Source organism: Ruegeria atlantica, assembly GCF_013033965.1.
Classification (GTDB): Bacteria; Pseudomonadota; Alphaproteobacteria; order Rhodobacterales; family Rhodobacteraceae; genus Ruegeria; species Ruegeria atlantica_D.
This window is the reverse complement of record NZ_WQFE01000007.1, coordinates 111,352-124,905: the sequence shown is the minus strand read 5'-3', so window position 1 is coordinate 124,905 and position 13,554 is coordinate 111,352. Positions and strand designations below refer to the sequence as shown.

At 57.6% G+C, this 13,554-nt stretch carries 10 protein-coding genes and 1 pseudogene; 6 read left to right on the top strand and 5 right to left on the bottom strand.

Translation table 11 applies throughout. From position 1 onward, the window contains the following. Nucleotides 1-17 precede the first annotated feature (17 nt). The 6 genes and pseudogenes from GOW16_RS13985 (at nucleotide 18) to GOW16_RS22805 (ending at nucleotide 7,212) form a co-directional block, all read left to right on the top strand. The gene (locus GOW16_RS13985; RefSeq protein WP_170416013.1) at nucleotides 18-1,757 is read left to right on the top strand and encodes a glycerol-3-phosphate dehydrogenase/oxidase; all 1,740 of its coding nucleotides are present in this window, start codon (nucleotides 18-20) and stop codon (nucleotides 1,755-1,757) included. Beyond that, nucleotides 1,730-2,572, top strand: coding sequence for a class I fructose-bisphosphate aldolase (locus tag GOW16_RS13980; RefSeq protein WP_170416011.1), 843 nt, complete (start codon nucleotides 1,730-1,732; stop codon nucleotides 2,570-2,572). The genes GOW16_RS13985 and GOW16_RS13980 overlap by 28 nt, the downstream gene beginning before the upstream one ends. Continuing rightward, on the top strand, nucleotides 2,565-4,082 hold the full coding sequence (locus tag GOW16_RS13975) for an FGGY-family carbohydrate kinase (RefSeq protein ID WP_170416009.1): 1,518 nt from the start codon (nucleotides 2,565-2,567) through the stop codon (nucleotides 4,080-4,082). The genes GOW16_RS13980 and GOW16_RS13975 overlap by 8 nt, the downstream gene beginning before the upstream one ends. Before the next feature lie 47 nt (nucleotides 4,083-4,129). Continuing rightward, nucleotides 4,130-5,755 carry a GMC family oxidoreductase gene (locus GOW16_RS13970; RefSeq protein ID WP_170416007.1) on the top strand — a complete coding sequence of 542 codons (1,626 nt, stop codon included), beginning with the start codon at nucleotides 4,130-4,132 and terminating at the stop codon, nucleotides 5,753-5,755. A gap of 131 nt (nucleotides 5,756-5,886) precedes the next feature. Then, nucleotides 5,887-6,529 (top strand): annotated as a pseudogene (locus tag GOW16_RS13965) (IS6 family transposase). A 281-nt stretch (nucleotides 6,530-6,810) separates the two neighbouring features. Beyond that, nucleotides 6,811-7,212 carry an AAA family ATPase gene (locus tag GOW16_RS22805; protein ID WP_368039907.1) on the top strand — a complete coding sequence of 134 codons (402 nt, stop codon included), beginning with the start codon at nucleotides 6,811-6,813 and terminating at the stop codon, nucleotides 7,210-7,212. Nucleotides 7,213-7,707: 495 nt separating this feature from the next. Here GOW16_RS22805 and GOW16_RS13955 read toward each other — a convergent pair whose 3' ends face one another. From GOW16_RS13955 to GOW16_RS13935, 5 genes are read right to left on the bottom strand one after another with little or no spacing between them, the layout of a single operon-like run. Next, nucleotides 7,708-8,649, bottom strand: a complete 942-nt coding sequence (locus tag GOW16_RS13955; protein ID WP_170416005.1) for an ABC transporter permease — start codon at nucleotides 8,647-8,649, stop codon at nucleotides 7,708-7,710. After that, nucleotides 8,646-9,689, bottom strand: coding sequence for an ABC transporter permease (locus tag GOW16_RS13950; RefSeq protein ID WP_170416003.1), 1,044 nt, complete (start codon nucleotides 9,687-9,689; stop codon nucleotides 8,646-8,648). The genes GOW16_RS13955 and GOW16_RS13950 overlap by 4 nt, the downstream gene beginning before the upstream one ends. After that, nucleotides 9,679-11,199: an ABC transporter ATP-binding protein gene (locus GOW16_RS13945; protein WP_170416001.1), complete on the bottom strand. Its 1,521-nt coding sequence runs from the start codon at nucleotides 11,197-11,199 to the stop codon at nucleotides 9,679-9,681. Before GOW16_RS13945 ends, GOW16_RS13950 begins: the two co-directional genes overlap by 11 nt. Continuing rightward, a complete protein-coding gene (locus GOW16_RS13940; protein WP_170415999.1) occupies nucleotides 11,196-12,593 on the bottom strand; it encodes an amidase in 1,398 nt (465 codons plus the stop codon). Before GOW16_RS13940 ends, GOW16_RS13945 begins: the two co-directional genes overlap by 4 nt. Continuing rightward, on the bottom strand, nucleotides 12,571-13,554 hold the full coding sequence (locus GOW16_RS13935; protein ID WP_170415997.1) for a BMP family protein: 984 nt from the start codon (nucleotides 13,552-13,554) through the stop codon (nucleotides 12,571-12,573). The genes GOW16_RS13940 and GOW16_RS13935 overlap by 23 nt, the downstream gene beginning before the upstream one ends.

Genomic DNA, 13,554 nt, shown 5'->3' with positions numbered 1-13,554 from the left:
CAATGAACAGGAGAGTCATGTCCGATCAACGGGAACAGAACCTGGCCAGCCTGCGCAGCGATGCGGCCTTTGACGTGGTCGTTATCGGCGGCGGCGTGAACGGCATCGGCGTCTATCGCGATCTGTCCCTGCAGGGTTTGCGCGTTCTGTTGGTAGAACGGAACGACTTTTGTTCAGGCTGCAGCGCCGCGCCGTCCCGGATGATCCATGGCGGGCTGCGCTATCTGGAAAACGGTGAGTTCGATCTGGTGCGCGAGTCCTTACGCGAACGCGATGCGCTGCTTGAAAACGCGCCGCATCTGGTGCGTCCGCTGCCCACGATGATCCCGATCACCTCTCGGTTTTCCGGAATGCTGAATGCGGCAGCCAGCTTTGTCGGCTGGAAGGGAAAACCTGCCAGCCGGGGCGCGGTTCCGATCAAGCTGGGGCTGTCGCTGTACGACTGGGTAACCCGCACCCGGCGGGTTTTGCCGCGCCATCGGTTCAACTCTGCTGCGCAAACGCGGCAGGCCTGGCCCGATCTGACGCCCAATGCCACACGGTCTGCGGTCTATCACGACGCGTGGATCAGCCACCCAGAACGCCTGTGCATCGAAATGCTGCGCGACACCGCACGGGCCAATCGCGCCTCTGTCGCGCTGAACTATACCGAGCTGGACCTGCGGGACGGCACCTATCACGTGCGGGATGTGCGCACGGGTGTGGCGCTCCCGGTTCGACCAAAGGTCATTGTCAACGCCACCGGCGCGTGGCTGGACGACACAATCCGCACCTTGGGCAATGGGCTAGACAAGCCGCTGGTGTCTGGCACCAAGGGCTCGCACCTGATCATCGACAACCCTGACCTACTGAAGGCGCTTGGCGGGCATATGGTGTATTTTGAGAACACCGATGGCCGGGTGTGCATCGTGTTTCCCTATCTGGGCAAGGTTCTGGCCGGATCGACAGATATCCGGGTTGAACGCGCCCGGCGGGTGCGCTGCGAAGATGAGGAACGGGACTACATCCTCGGATCTCTGCGTCTTGTGTTCCCTGACCTGACGTTTTCATCCGACGACGTTGTGTTCAGCTACAGCGGCATCCGTCCCCTGCCTCACAGTGAGCATGATTTCACCGGGCGGATTTCTCGTGGTCACTACACCAAACGTATGGACGGTCTCGTGCCGCATTTTTGCATGATCGGTGGCAAATGGACCACCTTCCGTGCCTTCGCAGAACAAACAGCCGATGAGGTGCTGGCCGAACTGGGCAAATCCCGTCGCCAATCCACATTTGGCAGTGCCATAGGTGGCGGGGTCAAGTTTCCTTCGCAACCGTCACTTCTGGAAGAGGAATTGGTACGGCACCACCAGCTCAGCGCCGAACGTGCCGCGCATTTAACAGCTCATTATGGCACGCAAGCAAGGCAGGTCGCCGAAGCCTGCCGAGCTGTAACCGACACGCCCCTGGCCCCCGGTTGCCCATACACCCACGCAGAAATCTGTCTGTTGCTGCGCGAGGAATATATCCAAACGCTCTCGGACGTCGTGCTGCGCCGGACATTGCTGGCCATCACCGGTGGCATATCTATGCAGGTGATCGACACTCTGGCCGATCTGCTGAAGCAGGAGCGAAACCTGTCCGAACAAGACCTCAATCATCAGCGCAAAGTGTTGATCAATGAATTGGCAGAGTTTCATGGCGTTTCCGCCGAAACCCTGATCGCCAGAAACATCAAACGGAGTGAAGAATGCGTATTAGCAGCAAAGCCCGCATGAACCGGATGTTCACCAATGGTGGATGTCTGGACGTTGCAGTTGATCACGGGGTCTGTAACGAGCCCAGCTTTATGGTCGGCCTGGAAGACATGCCTGCCGTCATGAACACGCTGATCCAGGCCAAACCGGATGCGATCCAATGCGCCTATGGGCAGGCCGATCTGTTGCAGAGCCGCCCCGAAAAGGACAAGCCCGCGCTGGTCATGCGGATCGACATGGGAAACCCCTACAACGATCAACGCCACCGGGTGATGTGGTCAATGCTGCAAAACGCTGATGAACCTATCATCGGCGCTCTGGAAATGGATGCGGCGGCAGTTGTTGTGAACCTGTTCATGCTGCCGGATGAGCCGGAATTGTTTCGCCAATGTGTCGAAAACATCTCACGCGTTCGGGCTGCCTGCGACAAGTACGGGATGCCGTTGATGATTGAACCTCTGGTCATGCTGCCAAATGACATTCGCGGCGGCTATCAGGTGGACGGAAACGCGGAAAAGATTGTGACTCTGGTGCGCCTTGCCTCGGAAATGGGCGCGGATATCATCAAGGCCGATCCAACCGAAAACGCGCAGGATTTTCACCGAGTGATTGAGGCGGCCAGGGTCCCGGTTCTGGTTCGCGGCGGAGGAAAAGAGGATCTGAAGACCGTACTGACGAAATCGGCAGCCTTGATGGCGCAAGGCGCGCAGGGCATGGTCTACGGGCGCAACATCTATCAGCATGACAACCCAAAGGCGGTTGTGTCGGCCCTGATGGCAATGATCCACAATGGCGCAAACGGCGAGGAAGCCTGGGATATCTACAACCGTGGCTGAAAAGAGCATTTATTTTCTGGGGCTGGATGCGGGGAACACCGTGATCAAGGCCGTCCTGTTTGATCAGGACGGACATCAGGTTGCGGTTCAAGCGCTGGGCGGGCAGTCCTCGACGCCCGAGCCGGGGTTTGTGGAACGTGACCTGAATGAACTTTGGGCCAACGCGCGTGACGCCATTGGCGGCTGTATCGCGAAGGCCGGCATTCAGGCGGATCAGATTGCCGGTGTCGGATGCGCGGGGCATGGCAACGGGCTGTATCTGCTGGATCAGGCAGGGAGTCCGCTGATCGGTATTCAGTCACTGGACACCCGTGCCGCTGATCTGGCGGCAGAACTTTCCGCGGCCAACGGGGATAGGTTGCACGAGATTTGCCTGCAATACCCCTGGCCCTCGCAAACTCCGGTTTTGCTGGCCTGGATCAAGCGGCACCGGCCCGAGATTTACGACCGCACACGGACCGTGATGCTATGCAAGGACTTCATCACTTTTAAACTAACAGGAGAGAGGGTCAGCGATCTGTCAGATATGTCCGGCTGCGGTCTGGCCCGAATGCCGGACTGTGTCTACGACGACGAGCTGCTTGCACTCTACGGCCTTTCGGATGCGCGCGAATTCCTGCCGCGTCTCATCGACCCTGGAGAGATTGCCGGTGCCGTGACCGCTGATGCCGCCGCTGCAACCGGTCTGGCACCCGGAACCCCGGTGATCGGCGGGTATTTCGACGTGATCTCAAGCGCCATGGGGTCGGGCGTAGTCGCTGCGGGCGAGGCTTCGATCATCGCCGGAACCTGGAGCATCAATCAGGTGTTCTCAGCAGCGCCGGTCAACGATCGGAACGTCTTTATGGCCTCGTGCTTTGGCCAGGATCGTTTCGTCAATATCGAATCCAGCGCGACATCGGCTGCCAATCTGGAATGGTACGTGCGCGAGCTGGTTGAACGCGGCGGGCACCATGATGATCCATTTGGCTATTGCAACGCGCAGGTAGGGCGGGTGACACCACGGGCAGATGATCCTTTCTTTCACCCTTTTCTCTATGGCTCAGGTCAGGGCGCATCGTTCCGCGCTGGGTTTTACGGGCTGGCCGGCTGGCATGGCGAGGGCCATATGCTGCGCGCCCTGTTCGAAGGCGTGATGTTCGAACACCGCCGCCATATCGGGGTACTGGAACAAGCGGGCGTTCCGCTTGATCGCGCCATCCTTTCGGGTGGTGGTTCGCGCAGTCCGCATTGGCCGCAGATGTTTGCCGATTGTCTGGGCGTCCCGATCACCGTGGCCGAAGCCCGCGAAACGGGCGCTCTGGGCGCGGCTATTGGCGCGGCCTGTGCTGTAGGCGAGGTCGAGGCTTATGAGGAAGGGATCGCCCGGATGACACGCGTTAAACAGGTTTTTGAACCCGACCCGGGCATGCACACCCACTATGGCGAACGGTATGACACTTATCTGGATCTGATCGAAACGATGCAGGACTTCTGGTCGCGCGCGCACATGCGGCAAGACCGTGCCTGAATCTACGCTATGATCGGCACACAAATGACAGGCAATCGAGATTGACCATGAAACAGGCGACGCGCCTTGATGGCGACTATGACTATATCATCGTCGGGGCCGGAACCGCGGGATGCGTGCTGGCAAACCGGCTGACCGAAGACCCCGACACGCGCGTATTGCTGCTAGAGGCCGGAAAATCCGACAGTTACCACTGGGTGCATATACCGGTGGGCTACCTCTATTGCATCGGCAACCCCCGCACCGACTGGATGATGAAAACCGCGCCCGAGCCCGGCCTGAACGGGCGATCTCTGGTCTATCCGCGTGGTAAGGTGCTGGGGGGCTGCTCGTCGGTCAACGGCATGATCTATATGCGCGGGCAAGCGGCGGATTACGATCACTGGCGACAGATGGGCAACACAGGCTGGGGCTGGGATGACGTTCTGCCCTATTTCCTGAAATCCGAGGACCACCACGGCGGCGACACCGACATGCATCGCAGGGGAGGTGAGTGGAAGGTTCAGAAACAAAGGCTCAGCTGGGACATCCTGAATGCAGTGCAAGAGGGCGCAAAGGAATTTGGAATCGAGCCGCGCGACGATTTCAATAATGGCAACAACGAAGGGTCGGGCTTTTTCGAAGTGAACCAGAAAAACGGTGTGCGCTGGAACACTGCCAAAGCCTTTCTGCGCCCGGCCATGAACCGACCGAACTTGCGGGTGATGACTGAGGCCACCACCGACCGCCTGATCTTGGAAGGCAAGTCCGTGCATGGTGTCCGGTTTCGCCACAAGGGGCAGTTGTTGAAGGCTTTTGCAGGGCATGAGGTGCTGCTGGCCGCCGGTGCGATAAACTCACCAAAAATATTGGAGCTTTCCGGGATCGGACGCGGCGATGTGCTCAATGCTCGGGGCATCGACCTTCTGCACGAATGCAACGGCGTCGGAGAGAACTTGCAGGACCATCTGCAGATCCGAACCGTGTACAAAGTGAAGAACGCTAAAACGCTGAACACGATGGCGAATTCCATCTTGGGCAAAGCTCGGATCGCTTTGCAATACGGGTTGACTCAATCAGGCCCAATGTCGATGGCACCCAGCCAATTCGGGATGTTCACCAAATCCAATCCCGCGCTGGAAACGCCGGATCTGGAATATCACGTCCAGCCTTTATCGACCGACAAGTTGGGCGATCCGCTGCATCCCTTTCCCGCCATCACCGTGTCGGTCTGCAACCTGCGTCCCGAAAGTATCGGCAGCAGCCATATCCAGAGCCGCGACCTGGATCAGCAACCCGATATCCGGCTGAACTATCTGTCCGCAGAACGGGATCGATCAGTTGCGGTCAAATCGGTCCAACAGACCCGCCGGATTATGACCGCCAAAGCGCTTGAACCTTACCAGCCGCAGGAGATTCTGCCCGGCCCAACTGTTCAGGATGAGCCGGACCTGGTGAATGCCATCGGAGACATCGCAACAACAATCTTTCACCCGGTTGGTACGTGCAGAATGGGACAGGACGATATGGCAGTCGTTGATCCGCAATTGCGTGTCGTGGGTTTGACGGGTCTGCGCGTCGTAGATGCGTCGATCATGCCAAAGATCGTGTCAGGAAATACCGCCTCTCCGGTCATTATGATCGCCGAGAAAGCAGCTGACCTCATCAGGAAATCCAGAGTAAAACTAGTTTAGTTTTGGAAAGGGCTCTCTCGCAAACTCTGTAGTCTGTCTGTCGATCTGATCGATGGTCTGGTAGAGTATTGCCCAAAACAGAGGGCGGCAGCTCGTGACAATTTCATTTTAAGGCGCATTTTCCAAAGGACGTGATCTTGCACGCGGTGTTTTTCTATCTGAGTTACGGTGTGCCATATCGCGATCTTGAATATATTATGGCCAAGCGCGGCGTAACGGTCGATCATGCCACATTGAGCCGCTGGATCATCAAATTCGCGCCTCTGGTCGCGGAACGAGCACGATGTCAGAAGCAGGACTGCGATCGATCTTGGTGAATGGACGAAACTACGTGCGCGTCAAAGGGAAATGGGTCTATCTGTACGGCGCAGTCGACAAAGCAGGAAAGACACTTGATTTCATGCTGTCCAAGCGCCGAAACAAAGCTGCGGCGACCAAGTTCTTGATCGCGCATTCGAAGTGAACGAGCTCCCACGCAAGATCGTCATTGACAAGAGTGGCGCAAACACAGCTGGCTTCAAAGCAATCAATACCATGTTGAAGCGCTTTGGCTGTCCCATCCCGGTTGAAATGGTGAGGCGCAAGTGCCTCGATAACATCGTGGAACAAGAGCGCCGTTTCATCAAACGCCGGATTCGCCCAATGTTGGGATTCAAAGCTCTCACTTCAGCGGAGTCCACGTTGGCGGGTTTCGAAACAATTAGCATGATCCAAAAGGGCCAACCCACGCCAGGAATCTCTCCCTACCAGCAGTTTGTTCAATTGGCAGGATAGTCAATCCGAGCGCTGGTCCTTCTTAACGGTGCTCAGAGTTTGCGACAGTTCCCTTTTGTCATCAACGATTTGTATTCAAAGGATTTAATCCTGAATACTGAAACAAACTATGAAAAACGTACACCTGTTCTATCGATCCAGCTTCAGTCAGCCTTTCAATCTACCGGATTAGTAATTTCAATTGGTCGTATGAGTACTTTCAATTGGTCGAAATGCGGTGGCGCAATCATTTACCCAAGATTTTCTAGAACAAAAAATAGAAGAAGCACTGTCGGACACACGTGTTGTATTTATCTCCGGGCCCCCCCGTCAGCCCGGAAAACAACGCTGCGACAGAAATCGCCTCCGATAAAGTTCCTTTTCTAACACTGGACGATGCGACTGTCTTGCAATCAGCTGTCGACGATCCGGTCGGTTTTGTTCGCGGATTGGATAGGGCCGTGATTGATGAAATCCAGCGGGCACCTGACCTACTTCTGGCCATTAAGAAAACGGTGGATGATGACCAAAGGGCAGGGAGGTTTCTGCTAACCGGTTCCGCAAACCTAATGACAATTCCAAAGATCGCGGACTCTCTTGCCGGGCGAATGGAAACTGTCCGCCTCTTACCTCTCAGCCAGACAGAAACGAGGTGGACATCGTTCTCGAAAACAGGCGTGGCGAAATCGTCGGGATCGAGGTGAAGTCGTCCGCGACGGTTAACTCCAGCGACTTTTCTGGAATGCGTAAATTGGCAGACGCGTGTGGTGACAAATTTATCCAGGGGCTTGTTCTTTACGACCACGATCAAGTTGTACCCTTCGCGGGCAACATGTTTGCAGCTCCAATTTCCAGCTTGTGGGCAGCGACTTGATGGACGCGCAAAGCCAAAAAAGGGCAGGGGGCTCAAACCACCGAGTCTCTGTTCTCGGCAGGTGGTATTCAGCACAAAGGGCAGGAATCTGACGCTGCGTGCGTGAGCCTGTCAGATCAAACAGTCGAAAGCAGACATTCAAGTGACCTTGAGACCGGATTTCAATCTGCGCGACTGAATGACGTCGGAGAACATAAAGTAGATACTACGCAGAGTTTTCCGGATTGTGGTTGCGGTTCCGTGCCAGCACTCGAATGTCCTGATAGAGTAGATGTTTTTCTGATGATTTCATCGTTTCCTGACCAATGTGCTCGAACATATGCCATTAACGTTCTCCGCGCCGGTAGGGTGCCATCAACGCCGCAGGTACTTCGGCTCTGCGGGCGACAAGGACGAGCGCGACGATGGAAAGAACATAGGGTGCCATCAGGAAGAGCTGATAGGGTACGCCTTCAACCGCCGTCTGTAACCGCAGCTGGTATGCATCGAAGAACGCAAATAACAGCGCGCCAATCAGAGCCTTACCCGGCCGCCAGCTGGCAAAAACAACCAACGCAATGCAGATCCAGCCGCGCCCCTGCACCATGCCCGGGAAAAAGCTGTTGAACGCCGTTGTGGTCAGGAAGGCTCCGCCCACCGCCATCAAAGCAGACCCAACAACAACTGCGCCGATACGGATACGGATCGGGTTCAGCCCCTGCGCCTCAACCGCATGAGGGTTTTCACCGGTCATACGAATTGCCAACCCCAACGGTGTGCGGGCGAGAACATAGGCCATCACAGCCACCGCAGTGAGCGCCAGATAGGTCGGCAAAGCCTGGGAAAACAGGATCGGTCCCAAAACGGGAATATCTGACAGGACCGGAATATCGAGCGGCTTAAAAGCCTCAATCGTAGGGGGAAGATCTCCCACCTCAACAAGCAACCTGTACAGATAATAGGCCAAAGCGGATGCAAACAGCGTAATGCCCAGCCCTGAGACGTGTTGCGAAAGTCCAAGTGGAACTGTCAGTATGGCATGAAGCAATCCCATCATCGCGCCGCAAAGCGCTGCAAAAATGAGGCCTACAAGCAAGGGTGCGCCCATGTAAACAACAAGCCAACCGCTCATCGCGCCCATGGTCATGATCCCCTCGATTCCCAGATTGAGCACGCCCGAACGTTCGCAAAGCAACGCACCAAGAACACCAAATATGAGCGGTGTCGCAATACGCAGCACGGACGCCCAAAGACTGGTGTTCAGCAGCAGATCAATTGCATCACTCATCGGCGCATCCGGTAGGTTGTGAAAAGGAGTGCCACGATCATGGTGAGCAGGCAAAGCGCCACGATCACATCGGCAATGAAACTGGGAACCCCCGTCGCACGGCTCATGGCGTCGGCCCCGACAAAGACGGTGGCGACGAAAACAGCGGCAGCGACCACTCCGGCCGGATGCAAAGCGGCGAGCATAGCGACGACAATGCCTGCATAGCCAAATCCGGGGCTCATAGTGGTGGTGACCCCTGCGGTGACCCCCATGACTTCGACAGACCCGGCAAGCCCTGCCAACGCGCCCGATAGCAGGGCCACGCCCATGATCGTTTGGGGCAGGGAAACTCCAGCAAAGGCGGCAGCACTAGCGTTTAAGCCTGCGGCGCGGGTTTCAGCACCAAAAACAGTACGCGCAAGGATCAGCCAAACAGCACCTGCTGCAGCGATAGCAACAAGCAGTCCGATATGAAGACGCGTTCGAGGGATCAGATCCGGCAGGTGGTATTCCCCGTCAACGGGCACAGAAGAGGGCCACCCAAAAGCCAGTGGATCGCGCATCGGACCCTCAATCATGAGGCCGACAAAAAGGATCACGATGAAGTTGAGCAGTAGGGTTGTCACCACCTCATCCACGCCGAAACGCAGGCGTAAAAAGGCAGGTCCTGCCAAAAGGGCCGCGCCCGCCGCCATGCCTGCCAACATCAAGATCGGAATACCGATCCACCCGGGAACCCCGAGTGAATGGCCGATCCAGGCGGTGATCAGCGCGCCAACAAAGAACTGTCCCTCGCCCCCGATGTTCCAAAGCCGTGCACGGAAGGCGACAGCTGCGGCAAGCCCTGTAAAAATGAGCGGGGTTGCGCGGGTGAGCATCTCGGCGATGGAAAGGCGCGAGCCAAATGCGCCATTCAACATTTCACCATAAGCAGTTAGCGGACTTACTCCTGCGGCAGCGATAAGGCCTGCAGCAAGAAGCAATGCAATAAAGATCGCGGCCAGCGGCGCAATTGCTACCAGGTGCAGCGGCACATGTGTGCGTCGTTCAAGCCGCATCATCATCTTCCTTCCAGACACCTGCCATCATCAGACCAAGGCGCTGTGGGTCGGCATCGTCGGCGGATATCGGTTCCGACAAGCGGCCTTTGACGATGGCTTGTACTCTGTCTGAAAGGGCCACGGCTTCCTCCAATTCTTCCGAGATGAGCAGGATCGCGGCACCTTCGGACCGTGCGGCCAAAAGCTCGGCATGAACCGAGGCAATTGCCCCTTCATCAAGGCCCCGCGTCGGCTGGTTGGCGAGCACAAAGCGCGGCCCGTTGGTCAGGACCCGACCAAGGATCAGCTTTTGCATATTGCCGCCGGACAGCAGCCTGGTTCGCGTGTCAGGACTGGCGCCGCGGATATCAAAACGTTCGATCAGTCCCGCAGTGTAGTCCCGGGCGGCGCGTTGCCGAACAAAGCCTCGGTGCGAAAACTCCGGTGTGCGCAAGCGCTCAAGCACCGCGTTTTCCCACAAGCTCAATTCGCCCACGACACCTTCTGCATGCCGGTCTTCAGGCACCCTGCCTGCACCTGCGCGGATCATCCCACGCGGCCCCAGATGACCGATATCTTCGTTCAGGAGTGTCAACTGACCCGCATTCGGGTGTATCAACCCAGACAGCAGACCTCCTAGGGAGGACTGACCATTGCCTGAAACGCCAACGATACCAAGGATTTCACCGGCATGGACAGCGAAAGACACATCATCCAGCCGCAACTCACCGTCTTCTTCGACGCGCACATCGCTTGCGATCAGGACTGGCGCTCCAATCTCGTGGTCCTGACGTACAGGCCGTTCCACCTTGCGGCCAACCATCAGTTCTGCCAGTTCTCCGGGGGTGGTTTCAGAGGTTTTGCGTTCCGCAACCATCTTACCGCCACGAAGCACTGCCACACGGTCAGAGGCAGCCATGACCTCATGCAGTTTGTGGCTGATGAAGATAAGCGAAAGACCCTCTTTCGTCATGTCGCGCAGCGTCTCGAACAGGCGCATCGCCTCAGGCCGGGCCAGAACGGCGGTAGGTTCATCCAGGATCAATATGCGCGCGTCGCGATAGAGCGCTTTGAGAATTTCGACCCGTTGGCGTTCACCCACGGACAGTGACCTGACCTTGGCTTCGGGGTTCACAGGCAGGCCGAACCGATCTGCGATCTGCAGCAACTTTTTGCGCGCCTCGCCACGAGCGGAACGTGCTCGTGTCAGGGGCTCGGAACCAAGCATAACGTTTTCAAGAACCGTGAGGTTGCCGGCAAGAGTGAAGTGCTGGTGTACCATTCCCACACCCACCTCGATCGTTGCGCGCGGCAGGCCCGGTGGCAGCTCTTGACCAAACACCCTGACAGAGCCTTCGTCAGCAGCGTAATGGCCGAACAGAATATTCATTAACGTCGTTTTTCCCGCGCCATTTTCGCCCAGCAGGGCAAGGATTTCCCCCTCTGCCAGCGTGAGGGTCACATCATCATTTGCGGTAAGCGTTCCGAAACGCTTGGTAATGCCGATTAGTTCCAGAACCTTGGTCATGCGGGCAAGCCTGCGATTGGGGACGGAAAGGAAAGTTCGGGCGCGCGGGCCTCGATCAGTGCACCGAGTTTTAACAGCGCAAAATCAGAGCCAGGGGGGCCGATCAGCTGAACACCAAGCGGCAAGCCGTTAGCCATGCCAAAAGGCAGCGCCAAAGCTGGCAAGCCCGCCACATTGGCAAGCGCGGCGTTGGGGGCAAAAGCCTCCAGCCGCACCATGTGATCGTCTGGGGAGGAGCCAGACAAATCCAAAGTGCCAACTACGGGTGGCGCAGACGAGAGGACCGGCATCAAGACAGCATCGGCGGAGTTAAAAAGCTTGCGTGAGCGATGTGTCAGACGTGCGAGCTGACGAGAGGCCGCAAAAAGTGCGGTGGCAGGTGTCGCACGGCCCTCGCCGGCCATGGCGGCGGCAAGCAGGGGGACCTGATCATCAGAGATTTCGAGAGCAGTGAGCCACTCGGCCAAGGAAACTGCTAGTATGGTTCGGGCAATGGCGTGAGCCTCGGCTCCTATCCGGTCAGGGGCACGAATATCAAACACCTCACAGCCTGCATCGCGCAGCGCTTCAGCGGCACTTTTCGCGGCACAACACTGGTCAGCTCCGCAACGCTCTGGCAATGCAATCGCGACACGAGGGCGTTCCGGCAGGGCTATTGGGGCCATGGGCTGGACTACAGCTTCAAAGGCGGTCTTCACGTCACGGACCGACCGCGCCAGGATCAGCTCAGAGGCTATGCCCATCAGGTGATTGGCAAAATCAGGGCCACCGGGCACCGCACCACGAGAAGGCTTGAGCCCGGTCAAACCGCAACAGGCTGCAGGCACTCTGATGGACCCGGCTGCATCCGTGGCATGAGCAATGGCAACGATACCGGCTGTAACTGCTGCTGCAGCGCCACCGGATGAACCACCGGGTGTCAGCGCGGGGTTCCATGGATTGCGGGTCGCAGCCATGCCATCGGGTTCGCATGTCAGTGAAAGGCCAAATGGGGGTGTTGCGGTCAGGCCGAAAGGGATCAGGCCGGTTTGGCGCAATCCCTGCAACAAGCGACTGTCGGCTTCGGGTTTACGCTCTTGTGCGCGGATTGCAGCAGATCCCGCCGCAGCCGGTAGTCCTCTTGCGGAACCACCAAGGTCTTTCACCAAGAACGGAACCCCGTGAAATGGCCCGCGCTGTTCAGCGGGCAAAGCATCTGCCGCCATCGCCTCAGCACGGGCCATATCTTCGTCCAGATAGACCACGGCCCCCAGATCCGCCCGCGCGTGGCAGGCGGCAAGGCTCGCATCCATCACTTCGCAGGCAGTGATCTGGCCTGCTGTGATGGCAGCCGCTAGAGCTGTGGCATCGGTCACGTCAAAGCCCTCGGGATCAGGAGGGCTCGCTTTCGTCAATCGGAACGTTCCATTCACCGGATTGGATCGCGGCCTGTTTGGCCTCCATAGTCGGGATGGCGTCAGCTGGCACTTCTTCGGCGACATAGATCAGCTCATTGCCGCCATGGGCCATAAAGGAGTACTCCGTGTAATTGCGCCCGGTGGGATTACCCGCCTGCACATCCGCTACGATGGCTTCGATGGTTGGGCCATAATTCCAGATCGCATTGGCAAAGACCGTGCCTGGGTAGCGCGGTGTATAGTCGATAAGAGAACCGATGGCCTTCACACCACGCGCTTGGGCGGCGTCCGCGGTACCAATGCGTTCGCCAAACAGGATATCCGCTCCCGCATCGATCTGGGCAATCGCAGCTTCCTGCGCGCGAGCTGGATCGAACCATGCACCGATAAAGCCGTTGACGAAGGTGGCATCTGGGTTCACTTCACTCACGCCCATGCGGAAAGCATTAATCAACAGGTTCACCTCGGGGATCGGATAACCACCGACCGAGCCATAAACGTTGCTTTCGGACATTTGCCCCGCGAGCATTCCTGCCAGATAGGCGGCCTCGTGGTTGCGGGTGCCAAAGACACCAAAATTGTCACCTTCCGGCCCACCGGAAGAGCCCATCAGAAATGCGGTGTCGGGATAATCGCCCGCCACTTCTCGTGCTTCGCGTTCCACTGCGTAGGATTCGCCCCAAATGATTTGCGCACCGCCTTCGGCATACTCGCGCATTGCGCGGGGATAGTCGGTTGGAGCTACTCCTTCTGAAAACTCATACTCTATCAGGCCAGCGTCAGCGGCTTCCTGCATCGCCACATGGATGCGGCTGTTCCACGCATTTTCGACCGGAGACATGTGCACTCCGGCGACGCGCGTCGCAGATTGCGCGTTGACGCGGCGGACATAAGCCGGCAGGGCCAGCGTGGCCGCGGCTCCGACCATCAGTTGACGGCGGGTTGTGGTGAGTTTCAT